The organism is Vibrio sp. ZF57, from assembly GCF_001691235.1.
Lineage (GTDB): Bacteria > Pseudomonadota > Gammaproteobacteria > Enterobacterales > Vibrionaceae > Vibrio > Vibrio crassostreae_C.
In genome coordinates this window covers 152,522-179,462 of record NZ_MAKD01000137.1, presented here as the reverse complement: position 1 = coordinate 179,462, position 26,941 = coordinate 152,522, and the positions used below count along the sequence as shown (strand labels likewise).

The window sequence follows — 26,941 nt, the reverse complement described above, 5'->3', positions numbered from 1 at the left end:
AAAAATTGACCTAGGTCAAACATTGTTCGATGTAACCTTCTACACTGAAATTAAAGAACTTTATCGCGTGATATCAAACATTTAATTAGCAAAGAATAATTGAAACCTTGGGGGCTGATATGAACAGTACATTTATCGTAAACTTTATCGGAAAAGCATCACCAGCAACAATCAAACAGCTTGCTGCGGTTACTCACGAAAACGACGGCAAATGGCTCATCAGTAAAGTGAACTTTATTGAAGACCAAGTCGCAGGCGTACTAAAGGTTCAACTTCCAGCCATCAACGAATCGATTGTAAAAGAAGCGTTCAGCGCCAATCCAGATCTCATCGTGCAGTTTGTCGATTCCGATCATACACACAATGTTCAAGACACGGTCCATCACTTGAGACTCGACTCTAACGACCGAGCAGGTATCGTCAACGAAGTGACTCATGTATTGGATAGACAAGGAATCAGTATTCTCGATATGGATTGTCACCGCGTCTTTATCGCTGGTGGCGGCGGTGTTAGCTCAAGTCTATTCACATCAAAAATCGCCGTTAAGCTGCCAATCGAAGTACAGATCGACGACGTAGTTAATGAACTCGAAACGCTCAGTGAAGATACTCGTGTGATGATTGAAAGCTAAATAAACAAAATTAAAGAACAAAAAAGAGCAGCTCATTAGCTGCTCTTTGTATTGCTCTGAACTTGTGATTCAGTTACTTAACTGACCATTGTGATAATGAGCGTTTGAAGTCTTCATAGCCGAATTCATTTAGCTTCTGAACTTCACCACTGCTACGTTCACAGTAGATTGAAGGCATTTTAAGGCCATTGAACCAGTTCAATTTCACCATTGTGTAACCCGCGCTGTCTAACAGATGCAGCTTTTGACCAATCTTAAGTGGCTCATCAAAGCTCGCTTCGCAGAACTGATCGCCCGCAAGACATGAACACGAACCAATCACGTAGTCATGGCTGCCTGTTTCTGATGCTTCCAATACTGATGCGGGCTCATTGTAGATAAGCGTGTCAAGGCGGTGCGCCTCAGTCGCTGAATCCACAATCGCTGTTTTCTTCACGTTCTCAACAATATCGACCACTGTCACAACTAGGTCGGTTGTTTTAGTGATGATCGCTTCACCCGGCTCAAGATACATCTGCACACCGTGCTTTTCAGAGAAGGCTTTCAGCGCAAGACCGAGTTTTTCGATGTCATAGCCAGGCCATGTGAAGAACACACCTCCGCCCATGCTCACCCAGTCCAACTTATCTAAGTGCTCACCAAACTGTTCTGAGATTGAATCAAGCAGGCCGATAAACGCATCGACGTCTTTGTTCTCACAGTTCATGTGGAACATCACACCATTAATCTCATCGAAAATTTCTGGTTTGATGTGGTCAGCTTGCACGCCCAAACGCGAGAATTGACGTGCTGGATTCGCCAAGTCTTGCCCTGCGTAGCTCACGCCCGGATTTAAACGTAAACCCAGTGAAGCTTTACCTTCAACAATATGACGGTAAGCAGCAAGTTGGCTTTGAGAGTTGAAGATCATCTTGTCGCAGATGTCAGCAACCTCTCTCACGTCATCTTCACTGTAGCCCACACTGTAAGCATGAGTTTCACCGCCAAAAGTTTCGTGACCTAATTTCACTTCATAAGGGCCAGAACTAGTAGTACCGTCTAGGTACGGTTTGATGATGTCAAACACGCCCCAAGTCGAGAAGCACTTAAGCGCAAGTACCAATTTCACACCTGAAATCTCTTTCAGTTGCTTGGCTTTTTCTAAGTTCGCAATCAACTTGTCTTCGTTGATCATGAAATATGGGGTTTTTAGTTCTTCTTTCTTAAACGTCATTTTTGTAAACACTCAAGCAGCATCTATAGATGGAAAGGTAAATTAACAATTTTGGTGTGATTTATTTTGATTTTGTCCTGTCCGAGCGCAGTGAGTTACAAAATCAAAATAAATGATACCAAAGCTTCAAGGCTATCATCATCGAAAAGGGAACAATCCATGTCCCCTTTAATTAGCAATCAAAACAAGAAATCAGTTCTTATTTTTTCAGCTCATGAATCACTGGAAGACCTTGGCCTGCTTCAAGCTCTTGAACATGCCAATCTAGACCAATTTCCGGCATAGTTGCTAGGAACGGATCTGGATTTAGCTGTTCCATGTTGAACACGCCTTTATCAGCCCATTCGCCACGGAAGAACTGAAGTGCAGCGGTAATCGCTGGAACGCCAGTTGTGTAAGAGATCGCTTGGTGCTCTACGTCTTCGTAAGCCACTTCGTGGTCTGCGTTATTGTAGATGAATACGCTACGCTCTTTACCATCTTTCTTACCTTGAACCCAAGTACCGATACACGTTAAACCAGTGTAACCCGGAGCTAGAGATGTTGGATCCGGTAGTAGTGCTTTAAGAACATGCAGAGGCTGAACCACAGTACCATCGTGCAGTGTTAGCGGATCTGGGCTAAGAAGACCGATATCACGCATGCAGTTGAAGTAGTTCAAGTATGCATCACCAAAGCCCATCCAAAATTCGATACGCTTAGCTGGGATGAACTCTTTCATTGAACGAACTTCATCATGCGCCATTGAGTAAACTTTGTGAGAACCACAGTTCGGGAATTCAAACTCAAGCATACGAGAGTGACAAGGTACTTGTTTCCACTCTTCATTTTCCCAGTAGAAAGAATCGCCTTGGATCTCAAGCATGTTGGTTTCTGGGTCAAAGTTTGTCGCAAACTTCTTGCCGTGGTCACCAGCATTCACATCCATTACATCAATTGAGTCAATCTCATCGAACAAGTGCTTAACCGCGTATGCAGCAAAGATTGATACCACACCTGGATCGAAACCAGCACCAAGAATACCTGTGATGCCTGCTTCAGCGAACTTCTCACGGTAGCCCCACTGCCAATCGTAAGCTTGTGGTACTTGTTGGCCTTCAGAACATAGGTCAACCGCTACCGATGTATCTAAATAAGAAACTTTAGATTGGTAACATGCTTCCATGATTGCCATGTTTACCCAAGGAGGACCAGCGTTGATCACTAGATCCGGCTGAACTTCTTTAATCAAAGCAACAAGCGCATCAACATCATCAGCGTCTACTGAACGTGCTTCTAGTTTCTTAGTTGAATCTTTAAGGTTGTTTTTGCCCTTGATAGATTCGATGATTTTTTCACACTTCGCGATTGTGCGAGAAGCGATTGTGATATCACCCAGTACTTCGTTATTTTGTGCTGCTTTGTGTGCAACAACCCAACCAACGCCGCCTGCACCAATTTGTAGAATAGCCATAGTATTAATTACCCTTGTTGTTCTGCTAGCTCAGTGGCTAGAGTTTGAATTTTGTTAATTAGAGATTTGAAATCTGATGTCTTTAGGCACGGATTCAAGATAGTGAATTTAAGCGCACTCTTACCATCCACGACCGTTTCACCGAGTACTGCAACACCACGAGTCAGCGCTTCCAGTCTTAGCGTTTGATTCAATTTGTCTAAATCTAGCTCGCCGTTTGCTGACGGCTTAGATCGGAACAGCACTGTTGATAGTGACGGCTCTGCGAGTAGCTCTAAGTCAGCTTGGTTTTGAATCAGGTCTGCCACTTCTAGCGTTTGCTCAAGAAGATGGTCGTACATATCACCCAACTGCTTTGGTCCAACGCTTTGCATCGTCATGAAGACTTTCAATGCATCGAAACGCTTGGTGGTCGCAATAGACTTATCGACTAGATTTGGCAGTTCATCGTGTTCGCGGTTTAGGTAATCTGCGTGATGTAGAAGGTACTTAAAGTTCGCTTTGTCTTTCAACAATACCGCGCCGCAGCTGATTGTTTGATAGAACAATTTGTGGAAATCGACACTCACAGAGTCCGCTTTTTCGATGCCTTGTAAGCGAGCCTTGTGGCTACTCAAGATAAGCGCGCCACCGTAAGCACTGTCGACATGGAACCAAAGGCCTTGTTGGCTTGCGAGGTCTGCAATCGCATCAAGGTCGTCGATAGCACCGTGATCGGTTGTACCCGCCGTACCGACAACAGCAAAAGGAATCAACCCTTGTGCTTTAAGCGCTTTCACTTCTGCATCTAACAAATCAGGCTTGATAGTGCCGTTTGCATTGGTGTCAACACAGCACACTGCCGCTTCGCCTAGCCCTAGTAGAGAGGCTGACTTTTGAACCGTGAAGTGAGATTTCTTTGAACATAAGATACGCAGCTTGCTCGCGTATTCTGGTAAGCCAAGCTTTTGGATTGAGTGACCATTGTGCTTATCCGCAACCCAGTCTCTCGCAAGCAATAAACCCATTAGGTTACTTTGCGTGCCACCGCTAGTGAAAACACCGTCAGCTTGTGCGCCAAGTTGGTATTTGTCACACATCCAATCCACGACGCGCTGCTCAACATAAGTCGCAGCCGATGCTTGGTCCCATGAATCCATTGATTGATTCAATGCCGCGATAATCGATTCCGCTGCTACCGAAGCCATAAGAGGAGGAGTGTGAAGGTGTGCAATGCAATCTGGGTGTTGCACGAAGATGGAGTTTGCAGCGACAAGGTCTGCAGTACTATCTACAACATCAACCAAAGCGTGTTGATTGTTATCAAGGTCGACAGCATTGATAGCTGCTTCTAGCACTTTTGGATCTAAACCCGAATAAGGGGTTTCAACCTGTTCAAAAACCGCTTTCATCGCTTGAGTGGTTTGGTTCATCACGTTAGCAAATTCGTCGCTACCGCCTAAACCTGTATGGATGAAATGCTTGTTCCATTCTTGGTTTGCTTGTTCGCTTGAAGCTGGGTCTTGTTGTAAGCCACCACCAGCTGCGATGATCGCTTCTTCCATTACGCGGAGTGCAAAGTCAATCTGCTCAAAAGAGATAATCATTGGCGGAAGGAAACGAATTACCGAGCCATCACGACCACCCTTTTCAACCATCAAGCCACGCTCTAACGCTGCTCGTTGAATCGCTAGGGTTAGTTCGCCGTCTGATTGTGGTTCGCCAAACTTGTTAAGCTCACCATTTGGTTGTTTGATCTCAGCACCGAGCATCAGGCCTTTACCACGAACTTCAGCAATACAGCTAACGCGTGATTGAATCTTCTCAAGCCCGTGACGTAAATATTGGCCTGCGATGTTCGCGTGCTCAACTAAGCCATCTCGTTCGATGATCTCCAACGCCTTAGCGCCAGAGACCATTGCTAATTGGTTACCACGGAATGTACCGGTGTGCTCACCCGCTTTCCATGTATCAATGCTCTTATCGAACACAAGCAGCGACATAGGCAGTCCGCCACCAATCGCTTTAGATAAACATAAGATATCTGGATTAACACCAGACTCTTCAAACGCAAATCGATGGCCAGTTTTGCCCACACCACACTGAATCTCATCAAAAATCAGTAGGATGCCGTGCTCATCACAGATGCGACGTAGGCCTTGTAACCAAGATGCTGGAGCAGGAATCACACCGCCCTCACCTTGCACAGGCTCAACGATCATCGCCGCCGGTTTCATGATGCCAGACTCGTCATCATTCAACATACGTTCGATGTAACGAATGCTCGCGTTAGCACCCGCTTCACCACCAATACCAAACGGGCAGCGTAGGTTGTATGGGAAAGGCATGAAGTGCACATCAGACATCAAGCCGCTACGACGCTCTTTAGTGCCGAGGTTACCCATCATACCCATGGTGCCGTTCGTCATACCATGGTAAGCACCACGGAAAGCAAACATGGTGTTGCGACCTGTGGTTTGCTTGGCGAGCTTGATCGCCGCTTCCACAGCGTCAGCGCCAGATGGGCCACAGAATTGAAGAACCGAGTTATTTGAAAAGTCTTGAGGAAGAAAAGCTTTAACTCGTTTGATAAACGTCTCTTTTGCTTGAGTCGTGATATCAAGTGTTTGGTATGGCAAACCAGAATCGAGTTGGTCTTTAAGTGCTTGGTTAATCTCAGGGTGGTTGTAACCCAGAGAAAGTGTACCTGCACCGGCTAAGCAATCGAGAAAGAGTTGGCCACGAGTATCTTCAACTAAAGCGCCACATGCTCGTTTAATAGCAATAGGCAGGCGTCTTGGGTAAGAGCGAACATCCGACTCATGCTGTTCTTGCTCTAGCAAAATAGCGTCAGGTGTTAGGTCGTACGTTCCCTCTAAGATAGGAACCATAGTTGAAAATGAATTTGCGATAGTATTGATATCGACTTCAAAGGCGGTAGTCATAAAAGTCCCCTTGAATGTGTTCATACTCACCTCCATCAGACGCAATTACCCACCAACTCTCGTTAAATTTGGAGAGAGTTCATAGTGAAGTACACGTATTGTCTAGAAATGAGATATAGCTGTACGCTCGCATAAGTCAAATGACGAATACGAAATTAAGCCGTCTTAAGACAGCGATAAATTGTTAGCGTGAGCTCAAGGTTCAGTAATGCTACTGTTTTGAAGAATTGGACATTTTTGCAGGATCGGGCAGCTATGAGGAGCTGGTCCCTTTGGAAATGCAGAGCTGATTAGCAATGTTGTAATTAGTGTGTTCAATGTTGGGTTTCCCATTAACATGACGAACTGCGCCATAAGTATCCCGTCTATCAGCTAAAGGACTAGCCAATACCTACCCTACGTAATGTCCCAATCAGCAAGAATGGTCACTACGCGTATCCCCCAGAAGCAATCGTTGCTCTTCTTGAACATTTTCATTCCGAGATTGCGCGGGAAAGTAACATAAAGTGAAATGAACGATCAATAGTTTTTAGTAATAGCTTGATAAATAGCAGCGGTGGCTAAGCAATTGCTGTAAATATCGTCACACTATCGTTTGGGAAAGAGATCCCCGGTTCATTCGTTCCTCATACCCGAGGATGACGACGTGGGGTTATAAACGTTGCTAGAGAAGCTTTTAGGTCATGGCGTCACTCCCTAGAGCGAGGTATGAATTCATAGAGAACCCCTTACAACATGTCATTGTATTGCTTTATTCAAGAAACTATCTGATGCAATAGATTAAACTGAAGTTAATCAGCAAGCGGCAAGAGATCCCCGGTTCATTCGTTCCTCACACCCGAGGATGACGACGTGGGTGTACAGGCGGTGTTAGTGATGGCTTTGAGGTCATACCGTCTTTCCGTCATTCCCTAGCACGAGGAACGAGTTCATAGGGAATCTCGCTTTTAAAAACTAACTTGATTGCAAAATTTGAAACAGAGATAGAAATGAATGTTGAGTGCGGATTCGAACAAGAAGAGTTCTTAAACGTAAAAGCTAAACGTCAGAAACCAAAAAGCCCGAACATTTCTGTTCGGGCTTCTTAATTTGGAGCGATACATCGGGTTCGAACCGATGACCTCAACCTTGGCAAGGTTGCGCTCTACCAACTGAGCTAGTATCGCATTTGCTTTATCGAGATAAAGACTTTAATAGATGGTGCCCCGGGCCGGACTTGAACCGGCACAGCGCGAACGCCGAGGGATTTTAAATCCCTTGTGTCTACCAATTCCACCACCAGGGCACGCAATTCTTTATTGCGATGCCGATTACTGAAAAGTAAAACACCATCTTAATGCTGACGCCAATCAACATTACAAAATTTGGAGCGATACATCGGGTTCGAACCGATGACCTCAACCTTGGCAAGGTTGCGCTCTACCAACTGAGCTAGTATCGCATTTTCATTCAAATTCTTTCTAGAAGAAAGAGAGAATGGAGGCGCCTCCCGGAGTCGAACCGAGGTCCACGGATTTGCAATCCGCTGCATAGCCACTCTGCCAAGGCGCCTTAGTAACTCCAATCGAATCGCTCATTGCCATCCTCTTGGGTACGGGATGCATTCTACGGATTCAGACGATTGAGTCAATATTATTTTTGTATTTTTAATTCGTTTGAATAGATTTCATACGAAACAGGCCAAATAGCTGACTTTATGTTCAAAACACACTGTGAGCGGGTTATTCAAAGGAGATCTATATCACATTAGATATCCACTATTGATAACTTAACCTTAGGTTAAAGATCAAAAAAGCGAGCCTCAGCTCGCTTCTTCATCAATGATGTTTTTCGTCTAACAAATCGTCTTTGGCAGCCATCAAGTATTGTGCCATTGACCAATAAGTAAGAACGGTGGCGACATACAGTGCAATGTAACCTACCCACACCATCCAGTCGTCGTATCTCCAGATAAGTACCCAAAGAGCGAACATCTGAGAAACCGTTTTGACTTTACCAACCCAAGATACCGCAACACTTGCGCGTTTACCGATTTCAGCCATCCATTCACGAAGCGCTGAAATGATGATCTCACGAGCAATCATGGTCACGGCTGGAATAGTTATCCAAATAGAGTGGTAATGCTCTGTAATCAGGATAAGAGCCGTAGCGACCAACACTTTGTCAGCCACAGGGTCAATGAAGGCACCGAAGCGAGACGTTTGCCCTAACTTACGAGCTAGCATGCCATCTAGCCAATCAGTGAAACCGGCTACCCAAAACACCATCGCAGCAGCGAAAGGAGCCCATTGATAAGGTAGATAGAAAACGACAACGAATACTGGGATCAAAAATAGTCTCAGTAAGGACAAAATGTTAGGTATATTCAAACGCATATTATTGGGCTCTTATTAATTGCGCTTTAATGGTGCGGGATTTTTACTATTGTTTCAATGCTTGATAAATGTTTTCTGCCAAAGAATGACTAATGCCCGGCACTTTGGCTATTTCTTCGACAGTTGCACGCTTAAGTTCTTGTAAGCCACCCATATATTTCAGCAAAGCTTGACGACGTTTAGGTCCTACCCCTTCAATTCCTTCCAAAGCACTGGTTCTGCGCGTTTTACCACGTTTCGCCCTGTGCCCTGCAATCGCATGATTATGGCTCTCATCACGAATGTGCTGGATAAGATGCAGCGCTGGTGCATCGCTAGGTAAATTAAACTCTTCACCTTCAAGGGTTACCAAAGTTTCTAAACCCGGTTTACGCGTCACGCCTTTCGCAATACCCATCATTCTTGGTCTAAACGGCCAATCACCCCAATATTGAGAAATGATCTCATGAGCGCGGTTTAGCTGACCTTTACCACCATCGATAAAGATGATGTCTGGGATCTTGTCGACATCGAGTTGCTTCGAATAACGTCTCTCAAGCGCCTGAGCCATCGCTGCATAATCATCGCCACCTGTAATGCCGGTGATGTTGTAACGACGGTACTCTGGTTTAACCGGGCCTTCTTGATTGAACACCACACACGACGCAATCGTGCTTTCACCCATGGTATGACTGATATCAAAACATTCCATGCGCTTGATAGCATCCATCGACAGCACTTCTTGGAGCTCTTTGAAGCGCTGATTAATCGTCATCTTGTGATTAATCTTGGTGGTAATAGCCGTCAATGCATTGGTATTAGACAATTTAAGGTAACGACCTCGAGTACCTGAAGGGTTGGTATTGAAGTGAATCTTACGACCCGCTACTTCACACAAGGCTTCTTGAATCGGTGTGACATCTTCCATCAAATCGGCATTGAGAATCAAACGGGTTGGGATGGTTCTCGCTTCACTATGCGCAAGATAGTATTGGCTTAAAAAGCTCGAAAAGACCTCTTCTCGCACCGTATTGTTGGGAATTTTAGGGAAATGGCTTCTACTGCCTAAAACCTTGCCTTGGCGAATCATCAAGATATGAATACACGCTACGCCATTCTCTTGAGCAAATCCCAACACGTCCATATCTTCCATTGAATCGTCAGATACGTATTGTTGTTCTTGCACACGTCGAATCGCTTGGATTTGATCACGGAAAGCGGCAGCTTGTTCAAAACGAAGCTCACGGCTTGCCTTGTCCATTTTGTCGATGAGTGTCTCAAGAACTAGCTTGTCTTTCCCCTGCAGGAATAAACGAACGTAGTCGATAAGCTCGCTGTACTCTTCATCAGAGATAATTGAGCTGACACATGGCGCAGCGCAACGACCAATCTGATACATCAAACACGGGCGAGTTCTGTTGGCATAAACCGTATCCTCACACTGACGAGCAGGAAAGATTTTCTGTATTAGGTGCAACGTCTCACGCACAGCGCCGGAATCAGGATAAGGACCCAAGTACTCTCCCTTTTTCTTCTTAGCACCACGATGCATCGACAACCGAGGATGTTTGTGACCACTAATAAAAATATAGGGATACGACTTATCATCACGAAGAAGTACGTTGTATTTCGGTAGGTACTGCTTGATGTAGTTGTGCTCAAGGATAAGAGCTTCTGTTTCTGTATGCGTTACAGTGACATCGATTTTGTCGATATTGCTAACTAAAGCGCGCGTTTTTTCACTGTCGACTTTTTTACGGAAATAACTGGAAAGGCGTTTTTTGAGGTTCTTTGCTTTACCGACGTAAATAACAACAGCCTCGGCGTTATACATACGATAAACGCCGGGCTGTTCTGTTACTGTCTTGAGAAATGACACTGAGTCAAACAAGTTGGTCACTATACGATCTCAGTGTTAAAGGGTCTCAGTATCTAACATTCCATGTCTAATCGCTAAATGCGTCAGCTCTACATCGCCACTGATATCCAATTTGCTGAACAAACGGTAGCGGTAACTGTTGACTGTTTTAGGACTTAGATTGAGTTGTTCTGAAATATCCGTCACTTTCTGACCTTTGGTAATCATCATCATGATTTGAAGTTCACGTTCAGATAAGTCTGCGAATGGATTTTCAGACGCAGGCGAGAATTGGCTCAAAGCCATCTGCTGCGCAATTTCTGGTGAAATGTATCGTTGGCCACTATTAACCACTCGAATTGCATTTACCATTTCATCCGGACCTGCCCCTTTAGTAAGGTAACCAGCAGCTCCAGCTTGCATCACTTTAGTTGGAAACGGATTTTCCGTATGAACAGTTAAAACGATGATTTTAACATCAGGGTTGAAACGCAAGATCTTCTTGGTTGCTTCTAAGCCACCAATACCAGGCATATTCATATCCATCAAAATAACGTCAGTATTGTTAGTACGACACCATTTTGCAGCATCTTCACCGCTTTCAGCTTCCCCTGCTACGTTCATTCCACGGACGTCTTCAATAATACGTCGTATCCCTGTGCGAACCAGCTCGTGATCATCTACAAGGAAAACATTTATCAAACTTGTATCTCCACACTATTAATTGGCTCTGCAACCACTGTGTCATTTCATCTGTTTGAAACAATTGAACAAAGGAACAGTGGATCGCAGCATTGAGTACATCTTAACTTAATTACTAAAAAAAAGCTCTGTTGAATATGTGCTGAAACACGAACTTTAGCAAGTACTTATTAACAAATAAGCTAACTAAAACAACAAGCTTTTTCTAAAAATCAACCAGTTAAAACAACACCCAATAAAATTACATAAGATAAAGATATTTTCAATACCATTGAATAACCATTCGCGACAATTTCACTTATTTGCTTATAGAGTCCCGTTATTTGCCTCTACTAACTAGAATTTAGTTAGTATTTTTACTGCCTTTTGTGCGCAGAGGGTCGCTAGATGGTAGTATTCGATTCCCCATTTCAATAGGTTACTACATTGGATATTCAGCAAGGCTTTGTACTCACAAGACAAGCAAGAGATTTTTCAGGGCGCACACAAATCGACTTGTGGTTAAGCACCCCTCAAGGCCCTACTCTGCTGACGATTCAAAATGAAAAACCGGTATTTTTTGTCGCTCAATCTGACGTTGAGGCATGTCAGGCAATCGCAGCGAAAGAGTCGATCGATTGCCAATTTAAGCCTCTAGAATTAGCCACATTCGAGCAAACACCTCTCGCCGCGTGTTACACCTCACTGTCGAGAAGCAGCTTTGGTTTAGCGCAAGCCTTTCACAACGAAGAAATCCAAACCTTTGAAAGCGATATTCGACTCGCCGATCGATTCTTGATGGAACGTTTTATCAAGGGAAGTATTGAGTTCACCGGATCTGCTGTGCAAAAAAATCAGCATCGTCTAGTCTCAAACGCAAAATGCCGAGCAGGTGATTACTTACCCAGTCTATCTGTGGTCTCGCTTGATATTGAGTGTTCGGAAAAAGGCGTGCTTTATTCAATTGGCCTAGACAGCCCGATGGACAGCCAAGTAATCATGGTCGGTGAAGCACAACAAGCTGAAACCAATATCCAATGGGTTACCAACGAGAAAGCGCTACTTGAAGCCATGATAGCTTGGTTCTCTGAATTTGATCCTGACATCATCATTGGCTGGAATGTTATCGACTTCGATTTTAGGCTGCTGCACAAACGTTCAGAATGGAACGAAGTGAAGCTCAACATCGGCAGAGACAACCAACCGAGCTTTTTCCGCAGTTCTGCTCAAAATCAGCAAGGTTTTATCACGATTCCGGGGCGCGTTGTCTTGGATGGTATTGATATGCTCAAGACAGCGACCTACCACTTCCGTTCTTGGTCTCTTGAGTCGGTATCCCAAGAGCTACTTGGTGAAGGCAAAGACATCCATAACGTTCATGACCGTATGGATGAGATAAACCGAATGTTTAAGTTCGATAAACCCTCACTCGCTAAGTACAACCTTCAAGACTGCGTACTGGTAAACAGCATCTTCGAGCACACTCACCTACTCGACTTCGCGATTGAGCGCTCTCGATTAACCGGTGTTGAGCTGGATCGCGTTGGTGGCTCTGTTGCGGCCTTTACTAACTTATATCTGCCTCAAATCCACAGAGCGGGTTATGTCGCACCGAACTTAGAGCCAGAGAATTGGATTGCGAGCCCCGGCGGTTATGTGATGGATTCAATTCCCAATCTGTACGACTCGGTTTTGGTACTCGATTTTAAGAGCCTGTATCCATCGATCATTCGCTCGTTTCTGATTGACCCTATGGGACTAATTGAAGGGTTGAAGCTTGAACTAGGCCCAGCAGAAAACCAAGCCGTTGATGGCTTTCGAGGTGGGCAATTCCACCGCTCTAAACACTTCTTGCCCGAGATGATCGAAAACCTTTGGGCTGCACGTGATGTGGCGAAGAAGAACAACGAGAAAGCGTTCTCTCAGGCGATTAAGATCATCATGAACTCATTCTATGGTGTGTTAGGTTCGTCTGGTTGTCGTTTCTTCGATACCCGGTTAGCGTCTTCAATTACCATGCGTGGACATGAGATCATGAAGCAAACCAAGGTTCTGATCGAAGACAAAGGCTATCAAGTGATTTACGGCGATACCGATTCAACCTTCGTGTCTCTGAACGGCAGTTATGATCAGCAAAAAGCAGACGAGATCGGGAACACACTGGTCGCTTACATCAACGATTGGTGGACGAATCACTTAAAAGAGACCCACAACCTAACCTCAATACTCGAATTGGAATACGAGACTCACTATCGCAAGTTTCTAATGCCGACCATTAGAGGTTCAGAAACCGGCTCGAAGAAACGTTATGCCGGATTAATCACTCAAGGCGATAAAGAAAAGATCATATTTAAAGGGCTTGAGAGTGCACGCACCGATTGGACACCTCTCGCACAGCAATTCCAACAAACCTTGTATGAGATGGTGTTTCACGATCAAGATCCAACCGACTACGTCAGACAGTTTGTTGATGAAACCTCTGCTGGCAAACATGATGATTTATTGGTGTATCAAAAGCGCTTACGCCGCAAATTACATGAATACCAAAAGAACATTCCGCCGCAGGTTCGCGCAGCTCGTATGGCCGATGAGATCAATGCTCAGTTAGGGCGCCCTCTTCAATACCAAAATAAAGGACGCATTGAGTATTTGATTACTCTGAGTGGCCCTGAGCCCAAGGAGTATTTAAAGAGTGGTATCGATTATCAGCACTATATCGACAAGCAGATTAAACCGGTCGCAGAGGCAATACTGCCCTTCATCGGTTTAGACTTTGAAAGAGTTAGTGGGCAGCAGTTGGGTTTGTTCTAGCACTATATTCAATATGCTCTTAAAACGAAAAAAGCAGAGATATGTTCTTCAGCACACTCTGCTTTTTAGTATCAATGGATCGGTTATAAATCTCTATCCGATTCTGAACTCGGTTTTCTGATACTGCTTAATCAACCACTCACCAAAGCCATCAAGAATACCGATCACCGAACGTTTAGGGATTGGTCGACCAGAAAGTAAAATGCCCAACCTTTGGATTTCGACTTCTCGATCTGGGTGATACTTCAAGAACTGTTGGCCACATTCAACAGGATCATCGTACCAATATTTATCGCGGTACATCACCAGTGAGTAACTCGCCCGTAGAAGCTTCTTGGCAATAATCACCTGCGCAGCGACTTGTTGTTCTGGCGTTGTCGCTCTTGCGATCTTGTTGCGATACACCGCCAACCAGTTTTCCGCATCCATATTCCAGTGCTTAGCGATTTCCCAACTTGTTTCAAAATCACCATAGCAGTCTGATAAGTCTTCACCATGCACACACACGGCTAAATGCTTGAGCATAAAACCCCAAGTGAAGATATTGTCGAAATCGACTATCTCACTCACTAAGGTAGTTTTTATCGCCACTTGAGTTACCTGCGGGAAGCTCTTTTGGAAACGCCATTTGATGGTGTTCAACAAAGTGGTTCGTTGGTCAGGAAACGGTCGATGGGTCACCACAACCACATCTAGATTGGAGCGACCGAAGACGGCTTGCTTACGAGCCACACTGCCATAAATATAAATACTGTGCAGATTAGATCCTAACCCACCTTTTAGAAAGGTAATCAGATCGTTAACCACAGGTTGAAATTCAGGTTGAAAAGGCTGTGTTGGGTCAATAACGGGTAGCTGCATAGGTCGTTTCGGTAAATAAAATAATGATTTAACTATAACTCTATGATCGCCTAGGTGACTTTATGATTCAAGCTATTCCTATTTATAGCATCTCCGAGATATAATCAGCGGATAGACCCACTAAGGACAAACACAAAATGCCTAGAGCAAGTGAAATTAAAAAAGGTTTTGCTATCACAGTAGAAAGCAAAACAGTGATCGTTAAAGATATCGAAGTAACAACACCAGGCGGCCGTGGCGGCCAAAAGATTTACCGCTTCCGTGGTAACGATGTAGCAACTGGCGTTAAAACTGAAGTTCGCCACAAGGCTGACGAAATTGTTGAAACTATTGACGTAACTAAGCGTGCAGTAATGTTCTCTTACGTTGATGGCAACGAGTACATCTTCATGGACAACGAAGATTACACACAATTCATCTTCAACGGTGAGACTATCGAAGACGAACTACTGTTCATCAACGAAGAAACTCAAGGCATGTACGCGATCCTTATCGACGGCAACGCTGCAACGCTTGAGCTACCAACATCTGTTGAACTAGTTATCGAAGAGACTGATCCTTCAATCAAAGGTGCATCAGCGTCTGCTCGTACTAAGCCTGCTCGTCTTTCTACAGGTCTTACTATTCAAGTACCTGAATACATCGCGACTGGCGACAAAGTAGTAGTAAACACTGCTGAACGTAAATACATGAACCGCGCAAGCTAAGATACTTATTATGACCGAAGCTAACGACCTAATGTCTTATGACGACGCAATTGACACTGCATACGACATCTTCCTAGAGATGGCACCTGACAACCTAGAGCCTGCAGACGTGATTCTTTTCACTGCTCAGTTTGAAGATCGTGGCGCAGCAGAGCTTGTTGAAACTGGCGATGATTGGGTTGAACATGTTGGCTTTGAAGTCGACAAAGAGATCTACGCTGAAGTGCGCATTGGTCTTGTGAATGAAGCTGATGACGTTCTAGACGACGTATTTGCTCGCATGTTAATCAGCCGTGATCCAGAACATAAGTTCTGTCACATGCTGTGGAGACGCGACTAATACCGCTGTTGACGCTCATCTGCATGAGTAAACAAGTATTCATGTAAGCGAGTTAAAAGTTAGCCGAGCCCATTGCTCGGCTATTTTTATCACGCTATTTTCCATCGTGATTCATCACTTTCATCATCAACGTTAGATTCACTGATTATGACCAAAGCAAAAACAGACACACAATCAAAAGGCTATGCCTGCATTGGCCTAGTTAACCCAAAGACGCCAGAAAACGTAGGCTCAGTGATGCGAGCAGCTGGCTGCTACGGCGCCAACTCTGTGTTTTACACTGGCACACGCTACGACCATGCGCGAAAATTCCATACCGATACCAAAGAAAAGCACTTAGCCCTGCCTTTGATTGGTGTTGAAGAGCTGAAAGATATTATTCCAGTAGGCTGCGTGCCGGTTGCTGTTGATCTGATTGAAGGTGCTAAGCCTCTACCTGATTACAAGCACCCACCACGTGCGTTTTACATTTTTGGCCCAGAAGATGGCACGCTAAAGAAAGAAATCACAGATTTCTGTCGTGAGACGATTTACGTTCCGACCAACGGCTGTATGAATCTAGCGGCATCAGTGAATGTTGTGCTTTACGACCGACTGGCGAAAGGCGATAACTTTTCGAATCATAAGTAAAAGAAACGAGATACGAGATACGAGATACGAGATACGAGATACGAGATACGAGATACGAGCAGATTATAGATGCGCCTACACGAGATAAGAGATGCGAAAAGCTCGCTTACTGTCACTTATGGCAGCATGTTTTCGATACTCGGTTACTCGCATCCCGCATCTGCTATTTCTCCAGACGTAAAAAAACCTGCTCAATGAGCAGGTTTTTTAGTATTCAGTGCTTTCAGCTAATGAAGCTTTACGCGTAAGAAATTACGTAATTACTGACGTGTTCTTGGCTTAGCTGGTTTAGCCGGACGACCGTTGTTCAGTTTAGGCTTACTTTTGTTAGCCTGAGGTTTGCCTTTGTTTGCAGCTGGAGCGCTACGACCTGAATCAGGTGTTGTAGTACCGCGAGTTGCAGGCTTCTTACGCTTAGTTTGGTTGCTACGGCCTTTTGGTGCGTTTGCACGCTCTTCGTGACGTTTAACAGCACGACGAATTTTTTGGCTACGAGAACGCTCACGCTTACGAGAAGTGTTTGAAGGATCAAGATCCAACAGTGTCTCTTTCTCAGGCTTAAGCTCAACAAGCTCACGCAGGTAGTTAACTTCTTGAAGATCTAGCTCTTTCCAACCGCCACGAGGCAGTTTCTTATCAAGGTAGATATCACCGTAACGTACACGTTTCAGGCGGCTTACTGTCGTTTCTTGAGATTCCCAAAGACGACGAACTTCACGGTTACGACCTTCGTTAATCGCTACGTAGAAAGTATGGTTCATACCTTCACCACCAGCGTAAACAACATCTTCAAAACGAGCCATGCCGTCTTCTAGTTGTACACCACGAGTAACGTTTTTAACTTTTTGCTCAGTCACTTCACCGAATACACGTACTAGGTACTCACGCTCAACCTGACGGCTTGGGTGCATTAGACGGTTTGCAAGCTCACCATCAGTAGTGAAAAGCAAAAGGCCTGATGTGTTTGCATCAAGACGACCAACTGAAATCCAACGAGAACCACGGATCTTAGGTAGACGATCGAAAACAGTACGGCGGCCTTCAGGGTCGTGACGAGTACAAAGCTCACCTTCAGGTTTGTAGTAAGCAAGTACACGACAAACCACTTCTTCAGAAGCCTTGCCTGAAACAGTATGGCCATCGATACGGATCACTGAGTTCTCGTCTTCAAGACGCTCGCCCAGTTTCGCAACTTGACCGTTAACACTTACACGACCAGATTTGATTAAACCTTCTAGTTCACGACGAGAACCGTGACCAGCTCGCGCTAAAACCTTCTGTAATTTTTCGCTCATTTACTCTTTTCTACCTAATTGTCGTCTTCACAGACGTCGAATGAATTTTTCGCGACCAAATCGCGGTCGCGTATTATCGCAAATAACCTGCCAAAAAGCACTTGTTATTTACTGTGGCAGGTTTGCTGTATCGTTACAGACTGTTAATCAGTAAAGCGATTATTCAAACGGCGCAGGATCGCCAGCACCACGACGTAGAACCACGGCATCATCGTCACTGAAGTCAATAACCGTCGTCGGTTGCTCACCTAAGTAACCGCCATTCAAAATGACATCAACCGCATGCTCTAGGCTGTCACGAATTTCTTCTGGATCCGACTCTGTAGTCTCGTTACCCGGAAGAATCAGAGACGTCGACATCAGTGGTTCGCCCATCGCTTCCAACAGGTCGAGTGCAATCTTGTTGTCTGGGACACGAATACCAATCGTTTTACGCTTGGCGTTCATCAAACGCTTTGGCACTTCTTTAGTTGCTTTAAAGATAAACGTGTAAGCACCTGGCGTGTGTGCTTTCAGCAGACGGAAAGCCACGTTATCAACGCGTGCATACAGTGATAACTCAGAAAGATCACGGCATAACAAGGTGAAATTGTGCTTGTCATCGATGCGACGAATTTTACAGATACGTTCAAGTGCTTGTTTGTTTTCAAGCTGACAGCCCAGCGCATAACCGGAATCTGTTGGATAAACCACAACGCCGCCATTGCGAATAATCGCAACCGCTTGAGTAATTAAGCGTGCTTGTGGGTTATCTGGGTGTACATAAAAAAACTGGCTCATTGTTGATCCTCGTTATCGAATCTCTCGACTCTATCATCAGAAGGAGCTGGCTCACCTAAAGACTATTCAGATGGTGAAACCGTTTGAAACTCCCAATCTTTCCATACTTCTTCGACCCCAGAAGGTAGCCAGAGATTGCGTCCAAGTTCCATCCACGGAGATGGGTAATGGAAATCACTGCCTTGGGAGGCTAATAGTTTGTATTGTATAGCATAATCCGCGAGTGTGCGTCTTTCTTGTTGCGCTTGCTGAGGTTGAGCTACTTCCATCGCATCCCCTTTCGCTTCAACAAATGCCGCTAGCAGGCGCTTAACCCACTTGGCTGTAAGTCCATATCGCCCAGGGTGAGCGAGTACGGCTTGTCCACCAGCAGCATGAATAGCCGTGACAGCATCACTCATTGAACACCAAGTTGGCGGCACATAACCTGGGTTATTACGAGTAAGAAACTTTTTAAACACCTGCTGCATAGTTTTCGCATAGCCATTGTCGACTAGCCACTTAGCAAAGTGAGCGCGAGTGATTGGTGCATCACCCGCAATCAATTTAACTTCTTCTAACACCCCTTCACGAGTCGCTTTCTCAAGACGGTGAGCGATCATCTCAGCACGCCCAATACGGTGTTGCTTCTGTTGTTCAATGAGCGCTTTGAGTTCTGGTGACTCAGGATCAACGTTTAACCCAACAATATGGATATCTTTGTTTTGCCAAACAGTCGAAATCTCAATGCCGTTTATCAACTGAATAGGAAGGTTGTTATCCGCAATGTAGCTGCGTGCTTCAGCAAGCCCATCAGTCGTGTCATGATCTGTAATCGCTAGCGCTTCGATGTTAAAGCCAAGCGCTCGGTCAATTAGCTCAGGTGGAGTAAGTCGGCCATCTGAGGCTGTTGTATGACTATGTAGATCAATTCTCATATATTCTTTTTCATTGTTTTCAATTTTTATCGTTATATTTGTGTCAACACACTTGACCCGCAAGCAGAAAACTAGTTAACTAGTACACAAATACGAAGTATCACATTTGATAGGTTCACCATGTTACAAGAATTTAACCAAAACCATAAAGATAAAGTTTTAGAACTTTCTTCAGTAGAAGCAAGTTCAGAGCTTAATTGGTGGCGCACTTGGACAAGTTCTTGGTGGGCTAACGTGTACTTCTAGTTAAACAGTTTGTTTATAAAAAAGTTATCACTAAGCCCGCTTTAATAGCGGGCTTTTTAATTTGTCGAACATCTCACATTCAACTGACTAACAAATCATCGAATTGACCATATTCTAGATTGGGTGAAAGGTATCTTTATGCGACTATGTACGGCAGGAAATTTAAAGAATCATAAAGGAGGTCTTGTGAACAAGGCCATTGAAATCAAAAAGCTGGGAACCATTGAGGTCATCAATTCCTCAGTTCCTTACTCGCAAGATCCAACCAGCGTTTTTCATACTTTGTGTGAAAACAAAACTGATAGTCTTTTGTTGGAATCTGCCGAGATTGAATCTAAACAGAACCTGACAAGCCTACTCCTTATCGACTCTGCTGTTCGCATCGTATGTCGCGGACATGAAGTAACCTTTCAAGCATTGACTGAAAACGGTCAAGCGCTTATCGAACATCTCACTCAAAACGTGAAAGCAGAAATTAAATCTGACCTTACTGATAACGTTTTGATGCTGACTTTTATCGAACCAAGCAACGAATTAGACGAAGACTCACGTTTAAGAGAAGCCTCTTCATTCGATGCACTGCGTTTGGTTCAGCACAGCTTTGAGCAAGACGCGGATAACAAACACGCATTATTCATGGCGGGCTTATTCGCTTACGACATCGTGGCAAACTTTGAGCCACTAGGTGATGCTGAAGCAACCAACAATTGTCCTGACTTTGTATTCTACGTAGCTGAAACACTATTGCGTTTCGATCACCAAGAGAACGAAGGCCTACTTCACGCGAGCTTATTTGCTCAAGATGACAACATCAAAGCGCAATTAACTGACCGTCTAGCCGACATTCAAACTCAGTGTCAGTCCCTGAAAGCCATCACTGAAGTAACGCCGTTAGACAACGTTGAAGCTGTACCTAGCGTTTCAGATGAAGACTTCTGCCAAACGGTTCGTGATTTAAAAGAGTACGTAGTTAAAGGCGATGTATTCCAAGTGGTACCTTCACGCCGCTTCACTCTACCTTGCCCTGCCCCACTGGCGGCTTATAAAGAACTCAAACAAAGCAACCCAAGCCCTTACATGTTCTACATGCAAGACGAGCTGTTTACTCTGTTCGGTGCATCTCCAGAAAGCGCGCTGAAATACGAGACAGAAACCAACCAAATCGAGATCTACCCGATTGCTGGTACTCGTCGTCGTGGTAAGCGCCCTGACGGTCAAATCGATTTCGACCTAGACAGCCGTATCGAGCTTGAACTGCGTACCGACAAGAAAGAAAACGCCGAGCACATGATGCTAGTTGACCTAGCGCGTAACGATGTGGCACGTATTGCCGAAGCTGGCACTCGCCACGTAGCAGACTTACTGAAAGTAGACCGCTACAGCCATGTAATGCACTTGGTTTCTCGTGTTGTTGGTCAGCTCCGTGAAGACTTAGATGCTCTGCACGCTTACCAAGCTTGTATGAACATGGGCACGCTAACGGGCGCACCAAAAATCCGCGCAATGCAGCTTATTCGAGACGTAGAAAAAACGCGTCGTGGTAGCTACGGTGGTGCAGTCGGTTATCTAACTGGTGAAGGGACTCTAGATACTTGTATCGTAATTCGCTCTGCTTACGTTGAAGATGGCGTGGCACAAGTACAAGCAGGCGCTGGGGTCGTATTTGACTCAGACCCACAAGCAGAAGCCGATGAAACTCGCGGCAAGGCACAAGCGGTTATCTCAGCGATTCAAGCAGCTCATACTAAGAACCTAACAAATAAGAAGGAGTCGTAATCATGGCTGATATTGTATTCATCGATAACTTCGACTCGTTCACTTACAACCTTGTAGACCAATTTCGTTCATTAGGTCACAGCGTAAAAATTTACCGTAACAACATTCCTGCAAAAGTAGTTGAAGCGGCGATCAACGAACTAGACAACCCTGTTGCACTGCTTTCACCAGGCCCTGGCGCTCCAGCAGATGCGGGCTGTATGCCAGAGCTGATTCAGCTTCTAAAAGGTAAAGTGCCAATGATTGGTATTTGCTTAGGCCACCAAGCGATTGTTGAAGCCTATGGCGGCACCGTTGCAGGCGCTGGCGAAATCATTCATGGTAAGGTGTCGATGATGGAACACCAAAACCATGCGACTTACCAAGGCTTACCTTCGCCATTGGCTATCGCTCGCTACCACTCTTTAGTGGCAACGCATGTATCTGATAGCCTAACGGTGACCGCTGAAGTAGATGATTTGGTGATGTCTGTGGTTCAAGAACAAGACAAGGTGTGTGGATTCCAATTCCACCCTGAATCAATTATGACGACCTACGGTGCAACGCTTCTAGCAAACGCTATCGAATGGGCTCTTGAGAAAAAGACGATATAGGAAACGATCATGGAACAGATTAATAAACTTTACGAACAGCAGTCTCTTACTCAAGAAGAAAGCCAACAGTTATTTGATGTGATCATCAAGGGTGAACTAGACCCAATCTTGATGGCTTCTGCGCTAACTGCACTGAAAATCAAAGGCGAAACGCCCGATGAAATTGCAGGCGCAGCAAAAGCACTACTTGCGAATGCAAACCCGTTCCCGCGCCCTGATTACGATTTCGCAGACATCGTAGGTACAGGTGGCGACGGTCACAACACCATCAATATCTCGACGACTTCTGCATTTGTTGCCGCAGCGTGTGGCTTAAAAGTCGCGAAGCACGGTAACCGCAGCGTATCGAGCAAATCAGGCTCTTCTGACCTACTGGATTCGTTCGGTATTAACCTAGCGATGACAGCAAAAGACACTCGTACTGCAGTCGACGAGCTTGGCGTAGCATTCCTATTTGCTCCGCAGTATCACGTTGGTGTACATCACGCGATGCCTGTTCGTCAAACCATGAAAACGCGCACTATCTTCAATATCCTTGGCCCACTGATTAACCCAGCTCGCCCTAACATCGAGCTAATGGGTGTTTACAGCAAAGAGCTTGTACGCCCTATCGCGGAAACCATGCTGCAAATGGGCATGAAGCGCGCGGCGGTTGTTCACGGTAGCGGCCTTGATGAAGTAGCGATTCACGGCGAAACCATGGTTGCTGAAATCAAAGATGGCACAATTCACGAATACACAGTGACACCAGCAGACTTTGGTTTGAACACTCACCCTCTTGAAGCAATCAAGGGCGGCGAGCCAGAAGAGAACAAAGCCATCACAACCGATATCCTGACGGGTAAAGGCACTGATGCTCAAGTTGGCGCAGTGGCAGTCAACGTTGCTCTACTGATGCGTCTGTTTGGTCACGAAGACCTAAAAGCCAACGCACAGCAAGCAATTGACGCGATGAACTCTGGCAAAGCATACGAGCTTGTACAAAAGCTTGCTGCACACGCCTAACGAACGACGAATCGAGACAAAGAACATGACACAGACTACCGATAAACTGTCGACCCACGTTTCAGTCAAAGAAGCTGAAATGGCGGAAGTATTAGCAAAAATCGTTCGTGATAAATACCAATGGGTTGAAGCACGTAAGCAGACTCAACCATTAGACGAGTTTAAAGCGTCACTAACTGCAACAGACCGCAGCTTTTATGACGCTCTGAGCGGAGAACAAACGGTTTTCATCACTGAATGTAAAAAGGCCTCTCCGTCAAAAGGTTTAATCCGTGACGAGTTTGACCTCGACTACATTGCTTCTGTTTACAACAACCACGCAAACGCGATTTCTGTGCTGACAGACGAGAAGTACTTCCAAGGTGACTTTGAGTTTTTACCTAAAGTTCGCAGCATTGCTAAGCAACCTATTCTTTGTAAAGACTTCATGGTTGATACCTACCAAGTGTATCTAGCTCGTCATTACTCAGCTGATGCTATCTTGCTAATGCTATCGGTATTAGATGACGAAGAGTACAAAGCGCTGGCGGAAGTCGCTCACTCACTCAACATGGGTGTATTGACCGAAGTCAGCAACGAAGAAGAGCTTCACCGTGCAGTCGCTCTAAACGCTAAGGTGATCGGCATTAACAACCGTAATCTTCGTGACCTTTCGACTGATTTGAACCGTACTAAAGAGTTGGCGCCGCTGATTCGCGAACTGGCTCCAAACGCAGTTGTGATTTCAGAGTCTGGCATCTACACACATCAACAAGTTCGTGACCTTTCAACGTTTGCAGATGGCTTCCTAATCGGTAGCTCTCTAATGGCAGAGAAGAACCTCGAGCTTGCGGTACGCAAAGTAACACTGGGTGAAAACAAGGTGTGTGGTTTAACTCACTCTGACGATGCAGCAAAGGCTTATCAAGCTGGTGCGGTATTCGGTGGTTTGATTTTCGTTGAAGCGTCTAAGCGTCATGTTGATATCGAAGCAGCTCGTTTAACCATGAGCGGCGCACCTTTGAACTACGTGGGTGTATTCCAAAATCATAGCGTTACTGACGTTGCGAAAACGGTTTCTGAGCTAGGTTTATTTGCGGTGCAACTGCACGGTGATGAGTCTCAAGCGTTTGTCGATGAGCTAAAACAGTCACTACCTGAAAGCGTTGAGATTTGGAAAGCTTACGGTGTTGCTTCCGGTGCTAAAAGCTCGCTACCAGAATTACTGGAAAGCAACGTGACTCGTCACCTGCTAGATACTAAAGTGGGTTCTCAAACTGGTGGCACAGGCCAAGTGTTCGATTGGAACCTAATCAACAACCAAAGCGCAATCATGTTGGCGGGTGGCCTAAACCCAGAAAATGCTAACCAAGCCGCTAAGTTGGGTTGCTTAGGATTAGACCTAAACTCTGGCGTTGAATCCGCTCCAGGAAAAAAAGACGCAGACAAACTGCAACGTGCTTTTGCAGCGATTCGCAATTACTAGTCCAAACTCGGCGCTAGAAATTAGAAAGCAGAAACTAAAAACATATTTGTGAGCTTTGCCTTTTGCGAAGCTCAAACAAGATTAAATGACTTGGTGTGAATACACATCAGTAGAATTGAAGGAATAACACAATGGCTAAACTCGATGCCTACTTTGGTGAATACGGTGGTCAATACGTACCGCAGATCCTAGTGCCAGCACTAGACCAACTTGAACAAGCATTTATCGATGCACAAGCCGATCCTGAGTTCCGCAGCGAATTCATGACGCTTCTTCAAGAGTACGCTGGTCGTCCAACGGCGCTAACGCTAGCACGCAACCTAACAAAAGGTACAAAAACCAAACTGTACCTAAAGCGTGAAGATCTACTTCACGGCGGTGCTCACAAGACAAACCAAGTTCTTGGTCAGGCATTGCTAGCAAAACGTATGGGTAAGCAGGAAATCATCGCTGAAACTGGGGCAGGCCAACACGGTGTGGCAACGGCTCTAGCGTGTGCTCTACTAGGTCTTAAGTGTCGTGTATACATGGGTGCAAAAGACGTTGAACGTCAAAGCCCGAACGTGTTCCGTATGAAGCTAATGGGCGCAGAGGTTATCCCTGTTCATTCTGGCTCTTCAACGCTAAAAGATGCGTGTAACGAAGCACTACGTGACTGGTCTGCAACTTATGAAGACGCGCATTACCTATTGGGTACTGCAGCGGGTCCTCACCCATTCCCAACGATTGTTCGTGATTTCCAACGCATGATTGGTGAAGAAACGAAGAACCAAATTCTAGCTCGTGAAGGTCGCCTTCCTGATGCGGTTATCGCTTGTGTCGGCGGTGGTTCGAACGCTATCGGTATGTTTGCGGATTTCATTGAAGAAGAAACTGTTCGCCTAATCGGTGTAGAGCCGGCTGGTAAAGGTATTGATACCGACCAACACGGCGCGCCGCTTAAGCACGGTAAAACCGGTATCTTCTTCGGCATGAAAGCGCCACTGATGCAAGATGAGAACGGCCAAGTAGAAGAGTCTTACTCTGTATCTGCGGGTCTAGACTTCCCATCAGTTGGTCCTCAACACGCGCACCTAAATGCTATTGGCCGTGCTGAATACGACAACGTGACCGACGACGAAGCGCTAGAAGCGTTCCAATTGATTGCACGTAAAGAAGGTATTATCGCAGCGCTAGAGTCATCTCATGCTTTGGCTCATGCTGTTAAAATGGCTCACGATGACCCAGAGAAAGAACAGCTATTAGTGGTTAATCTATCTGGTCGTGGTGATAAAGACATCTTCTCTGTACACGACATTCTTAAAGAGAAAGGAGCATTATAATGGATCGCTATCAATCACTCTTCACTCGCTTAGCTGAAAAGAATCAGGGCGCATTTGTACCATTCGTAACGGTTGGCGATCCTAACCCTCAGCAGTCTCTTAAGATCATGGAAACACTCGTTGAAGCGGGTGCTGATGCACTTGAACTTGGTATTCCATTCTCAGATCCGCTTGCAGATGGCCCGACAATCCAAGGTGCAAACATTCGTGCGTTAGATTCAAAAGTAACGCCAGATGTGTGTTTTGATCTTATTGGTCAAATTCGTGCTAAATACCCAGATCTGCCAATCGGCCTACTGATGTACGCAAACTTGGTGTACGCACGTGGTATCGAGAACTTCTACGAGCGTTGTGCGAATGCAGGTATCGATTCAGTATTGATTGCTGATGTACCAACCAACGAGAGTGGCGAGTTTGTTGCTGCAGCTAAGAAGTTTGGTATTCACCCAATATTTATTGCTCCACCAACAGCAAGTGATGAGACGCTTCAATCGGTTTCTGAGCTAGGTGGTGGTTACACTTACCTACTTTCTCGTGCTGGCGTAACGGGTGCAGAAACCAAAGCAAACATGCCTGTGACAGCCCTACTTGACCGTTTGAACAAGTTTGATGCGCCACCAGCACTGCTTGGTTTCGGTATCTCTGCTCCTGAGCAAGTAAAAGAAGCCATCGAAGCTGGCGCTGCTGGTGCTATCTCTGGCTCTGCGGTTGTGAAAATCATTGAAAACAACGTTGAACAACCAGAAGCAATGCTTAAAGCACTTGCTGAGTTTGTTACGCCAATGAAAGCGGCAACGCAAAAATAATAAATAGGCTCCCACTAGTGCGATAATTAGCGCTGTGGGAGTTTTTCTCCGAGAACACGTCCAAACCCTCTCAATTGTTAAATTTCTGACAAAAACAACACCTCATACAAACCTGTAGCACACCTATAATACCCCACCAAAACATCACCATCATTTATAAAAATAATGACAAATCAAAAAGCAAACGTTTGCTTTAGTGTGAAAAATCATCAAATGACATTTGATTACTGCTTTTTGGTGTTCTTTCATCTCTGCTCATATTGATAAATGTA

Annotated in this window: 22 protein-coding genes, 4 tRNA genes and 1 other annotated feature; of the genes, 12 read left to right on the top strand and 14 right to left on the bottom strand. The window is 45.2% G+C overall.

The genetic code is table 11. From position 1 onward, the window contains the following. Positions 1 to 119 precede the first annotated feature (119 nt). Entirely contained in the window at positions 120 to 632 is a 513-nt protein-coding gene (locus tag A6D97_RS20685) for an ACT domain-containing protein (RefSeq protein ID WP_017061000.1), read from the top strand. Between the two features lie 73 nt (positions 633 to 705). On the opposite strand, the gene nspC is transcribed toward A6D97_RS20685, so the two are convergent. The 10 genes from nspC to uvrY form a co-directional block, all read right to left on the bottom strand. Continuing rightward, positions 706 to 1,845: a carboxynorspermidine decarboxylase gene (nspC, locus tag A6D97_RS20680; protein ID WP_017063550.1), complete on the bottom strand. Its 1,140-nt coding sequence runs from the start codon at positions 1,843 to 1,845 to the stop codon at positions 706 to 708. 199 nt (positions 1,846 to 2,044) lie between these two features. Next, positions 2,045 to 3,298: a carboxynorspermidine synthase gene (locus tag A6D97_RS20675; protein WP_017061002.1), complete on the bottom strand. Its 1,254-nt coding sequence runs from the start codon at positions 3,296 to 3,298 to the stop codon at positions 2,045 to 2,047. An 8-nt stretch (positions 3,299 to 3,306) separates the two neighbouring features. Next, positions 3,307 to 6,246, bottom strand: coding sequence for a pyridoxal phosphate-dependent class III aminotransferase (locus tag A6D97_RS20670; RefSeq protein ID WP_170791836.1), 2,940 nt, complete (start codon positions 6,244 to 6,246; stop codon positions 3,307 to 3,309). Positions 6,247 to 7,312: 1,066 nt separating this feature from the next. Further along, positions 7,313 to 7,388: transfer RNA gene (locus A6D97_RS20665), tRNA-Gly, on the bottom strand. A 32-nt stretch (positions 7,389 to 7,420) separates the two neighbouring features. Then, positions 7,421 to 7,507, bottom strand: a tRNA-Leu gene (locus A6D97_RS20660). Between the two features lie 80 nt (positions 7,508 to 7,587). Continuing rightward, positions 7,588 to 7,663, bottom strand: a tRNA-Gly gene (locus A6D97_RS20655). Positions 7,664 to 7,699: 36 nt separating this feature from the next. After that, positions 7,700 to 7,773 (bottom strand) — tRNA-Cys (locus A6D97_RS20650). 266 nt (positions 7,774 to 8,039) lie between these two features. Further along, positions 8,040 to 8,597, bottom strand: a complete 558-nt coding sequence (gene pgsA, locus A6D97_RS20645) for a CDP-diacylglycerol--glycerol-3-phosphate 3-phosphatidyltransferase (protein WP_017061490.1) — start codon at positions 8,595 to 8,597, stop codon at positions 8,040 to 8,042. Between the two features lie 46 nt (positions 8,598 to 8,643). Further along, positions 8,644 to 10,476, bottom strand: coding sequence for an excinuclease ABC subunit UvrC (gene uvrC, locus A6D97_RS20640; RefSeq protein WP_065585166.1), 1,833 nt, complete (start codon positions 10,474 to 10,476; stop codon positions 8,644 to 8,646). A gap of 15 nt (positions 10,477 to 10,491) precedes the next feature. Continuing rightward, complete coding sequence (uvrY, locus tag A6D97_RS20635) at positions 10,492 to 11,136, bottom strand: UvrY/SirA/GacA family response regulator transcription factor (protein WP_004729778.1); 645 nt, start codon at positions 11,134 to 11,136, stop codon at positions 10,492 to 10,494. A 426-nt stretch (positions 11,137 to 11,562) separates the two neighbouring features. Here uvrY and A6D97_RS20630 point away from each other — a divergent pair, with 426 nt between their 5' ends. Beyond that, entirely contained in the window at positions 11,563 to 13,926 is a 2,364-nt protein-coding gene (locus A6D97_RS20630; protein WP_065585165.1) for a DNA polymerase II, read from the top strand. 93 nt (positions 13,927 to 14,019) lie between these two features. Here A6D97_RS20630 and A6D97_RS20625 read toward each other — a convergent pair whose 3' ends face one another. Continuing rightward, positions 14,020 to 14,787 (bottom strand): hypothetical protein, encoded by a 768-nt coding sequence (locus A6D97_RS20625; protein ID WP_017061494.1) that lies wholly within the window; start codon positions 14,785 to 14,787, stop codon positions 14,020 to 14,022. Between the two features lie 137 nt (positions 14,788 to 14,924). On the opposite strand from A6D97_RS20625, the gene yeiP reads away from it, so the two are divergent. The 3 genes from yeiP (at position 14,925) to A6D97_RS20610 (ending at position 16,464) form a co-directional block, all read left to right on the top strand. Beyond that, the gene (yeiP, locus tag A6D97_RS20620; RefSeq protein WP_017055115.1) at positions 14,925 to 15,494 is read left to right on the top strand and encodes an elongation factor P-like protein YeiP; all 570 of its coding nucleotides are present in this window, start codon (positions 14,925 to 14,927) and stop codon (positions 15,492 to 15,494) included. 10 nt (positions 15,495 to 15,504) lie between these two features. Then, positions 15,505 to 15,834 (top strand): HI1450 family dsDNA-mimic protein, encoded by a 330-nt coding sequence (locus A6D97_RS20615; protein WP_065585164.1) that lies wholly within the window; start codon positions 15,505 to 15,507, stop codon positions 15,832 to 15,834. A gap of 147 nt (positions 15,835 to 15,981) precedes the next feature. Further along, positions 15,982 to 16,464 (top strand): RNA methyltransferase, encoded by a 483-nt coding sequence (locus A6D97_RS20610; RefSeq protein WP_017061495.1) that lies wholly within the window; start codon positions 15,982 to 15,984, stop codon positions 16,462 to 16,464. A 260-nt stretch (positions 16,465 to 16,724) separates the two neighbouring features. On the opposite strand, the gene rluB is transcribed toward A6D97_RS20610, so the two are convergent. From rluB to A6D97_RS20595, 3 genes are all read right to left on the bottom strand, one after another. Then, positions 16,725 to 17,759, bottom strand: a complete 1,035-nt coding sequence (gene rluB / locus A6D97_RS20605) for a 23S rRNA pseudouridine(2605) synthase RluB (protein WP_017055112.1) — start codon at positions 17,757 to 17,759, stop codon at positions 16,725 to 16,727. A 159-nt stretch (positions 17,760 to 17,918) separates the two neighbouring features. Next, complete coding sequence (locus tag A6D97_RS20600; RefSeq protein ID WP_009848751.1) at positions 17,919 to 18,539, bottom strand: L-threonylcarbamoyladenylate synthase; 621 nt, start codon at positions 18,537 to 18,539, stop codon at positions 17,919 to 17,921. A gap of 62 nt (positions 18,540 to 18,601) precedes the next feature. Then, entirely contained in the window at positions 18,602 to 19,456 is an 855-nt protein-coding gene (locus A6D97_RS20595; protein ID WP_017061496.1) for a PHP domain-containing protein, read from the bottom strand. A 120-nt stretch (positions 19,457 to 19,576) separates the two neighbouring features. Between A6D97_RS20595 and A6D97_RS20590 the strand changes: the two genes are divergently transcribed. The 7 genes from A6D97_RS20590 (at position 19,577) to trpA (ending at position 26,669) form a co-directional block, all read left to right on the top strand. Then, positions 19,577 to 19,702 carry a trp operon leader peptide gene (locus tag A6D97_RS20590; protein ID WP_009848753.1) on the top strand — a complete coding sequence of 42 codons (126 nt, stop codon included), beginning with the start codon at positions 19,577 to 19,579 and terminating at the stop codon, positions 19,700 to 19,702. After that, positions 19,649 to 19,763: a sequence feature (Trp leader region), on the top strand. It overlaps the preceding gene by 54 nt. A 125-nt stretch (positions 19,764 to 19,888) precedes the next feature. Then, positions 19,889 to 21,478, top strand: coding sequence for an anthranilate synthase component 1 (locus A6D97_RS20585; RefSeq protein WP_017067406.1), 1,590 nt, complete (start codon positions 19,889 to 19,891; stop codon positions 21,476 to 21,478). A 2-nt stretch (positions 21,479 to 21,480) separates the two neighbouring features. Further along, a complete protein-coding gene (locus tag A6D97_RS20580) occupies positions 21,481 to 22,071 on the top strand; it encodes an aminodeoxychorismate/anthranilate synthase component II (protein WP_010438041.1) in 591 nt (196 codons plus the stop codon). Between the two features lie 9 nt (positions 22,072 to 22,080). Beyond that, positions 22,081 to 23,076 carry an anthranilate phosphoribosyltransferase gene (gene trpD, locus A6D97_RS20575; protein ID WP_065585163.1) on the top strand — a complete coding sequence of 332 codons (996 nt, stop codon included), beginning with the start codon at positions 22,081 to 22,083 and terminating at the stop codon, positions 23,074 to 23,076. Positions 23,077 to 23,101: 25 nt separating this feature from the next. Then, positions 23,102 to 24,541 (top strand): bifunctional indole-3-glycerol-phosphate synthase TrpC/phosphoribosylanthranilate isomerase TrpF, encoded by a 1,440-nt coding sequence (trpCF, locus tag A6D97_RS20570; protein ID WP_065585162.1) that lies wholly within the window; start codon positions 23,102 to 23,104, stop codon positions 24,539 to 24,541. 131 nt (positions 24,542 to 24,672) lie between these two features. Continuing rightward, entirely contained in the window at positions 24,673 to 25,863 is a 1,191-nt protein-coding gene (gene trpB / locus A6D97_RS20565; RefSeq protein WP_017063541.1) for a tryptophan synthase subunit beta, read from the top strand. Beyond that, complete coding sequence (trpA, locus tag A6D97_RS20560; protein ID WP_017070760.1) at positions 25,863 to 26,669, top strand: tryptophan synthase subunit alpha; 807 nt, start codon at positions 25,863 to 25,865, stop codon at positions 26,667 to 26,669. The genes trpB and trpA overlap by 1 nt, the downstream gene beginning before the upstream one ends. The last annotated feature ends 272 nt before the right edge of the window (positions 26,670 to 26,941 follow it).

Bases quoted from the DNA above. Each gene is read 5' to 3' on its own strand.
- trpB (WP_017063541.1), top strand. From the start codon at position 24,673: ATGGCTAAACTCGATGCCTACTTTGGTGAATACGGTGGTCAATACGTA.
- A6D97_RS20685 (WP_017061000.1), top strand. From the start codon at position 120: ATGAACAGTACATTTATCGTAAACTTTATCGGAAAAGCATCACCAGCA.
- trpA (WP_017070760.1), top strand. From the start codon at position 25,863: ATGGATCGCTATCAATCACTCTTCACTCGCTTAGCTGAAAAGAATCAG.
- nspC (WP_017063550.1), bottom strand. From the start codon at position 1,845: ATGACGTTTAAGAAAGAAGAACTAAAAACCCCATATTTCATGATCAAC.
- A6D97_RS20600 (WP_009848751.1), bottom strand. From the start codon at position 18,539: ATGAGCCAGTTTTTTTATGTACACCCAGATAACCCACAAGCACGCTTA.
- A6D97_RS20595 (WP_017061496.1), bottom strand. From the start codon at position 19,456: ATGAGAATTGATCTACATAGTCATACAACAGCCTCAGATGGCCGACTT.
- A6D97_RS20580 (WP_010438041.1), top strand. From the start codon at position 21,481: ATGGCTGATATTGTATTCATCGATAACTTCGACTCGTTCACTTACAAC.
- yeiP (WP_017055115.1), top strand. From the start codon at position 14,925: ATGCCTAGAGCAAGTGAAATTAAAAAAGGTTTTGCTATCACAGTAGAA.
- A6D97_RS20625 (WP_017061494.1), bottom strand. From the start codon at position 14,787: ATGCAGCTACCCGTTATTGACCCAACACAGCCTTTTCAACCTGAATTT.
- rluB (WP_017055112.1), bottom strand. From the start codon at position 17,759: ATGAGCGAAAAATTACAGAAGGTTTTAGCGCGAGCTGGTCACGGTTCT.
- A6D97_RS20590 (WP_009848753.1), top strand. From the start codon at position 19,577: ATGTTACAAGAATTTAACCAAAACCATAAAGATAAAGTTTTAGAACTT.
- A6D97_RS20670 (WP_170791836.1), bottom strand. From the start codon at position 6,246: ATGAACACATTCAAGGGGACTTTTATGACTACCGCCTTTGAAGTCGAT.
- A6D97_RS20615 (WP_065585164.1), top strand. From the start codon at position 15,505: ATGACCGAAGCTAACGACCTAATGTCTTATGACGACGCAATTGACACT.
- A6D97_RS20610 (WP_017061495.1), top strand. From the start codon at position 15,982: ATGACCAAAGCAAAAACAGACACACAATCAAAAGGCTATGCCTGCATT.
- A6D97_RS20675 (WP_017061002.1), bottom strand. From the start codon at position 3,298: ATGGCTATTCTACAAATTGGTGCAGGCGGCGTTGGTTGGGTTGTTGCA.
- trpD (WP_065585163.1), top strand. From the start codon at position 22,081: ATGGAACAGATTAATAAACTTTACGAACAGCAGTCTCTTACTCAAGAA.
- pgsA (WP_017061490.1), bottom strand. From the start codon at position 8,597: ATGCGTTTGAATATACCTAACATTTTGTCCTTACTGAGACTATTTTTG.
- trpCF (WP_065585162.1), top strand. From the start codon at position 23,102: ATGACACAGACTACCGATAAACTGTCGACCCACGTTTCAGTCAAAGAA.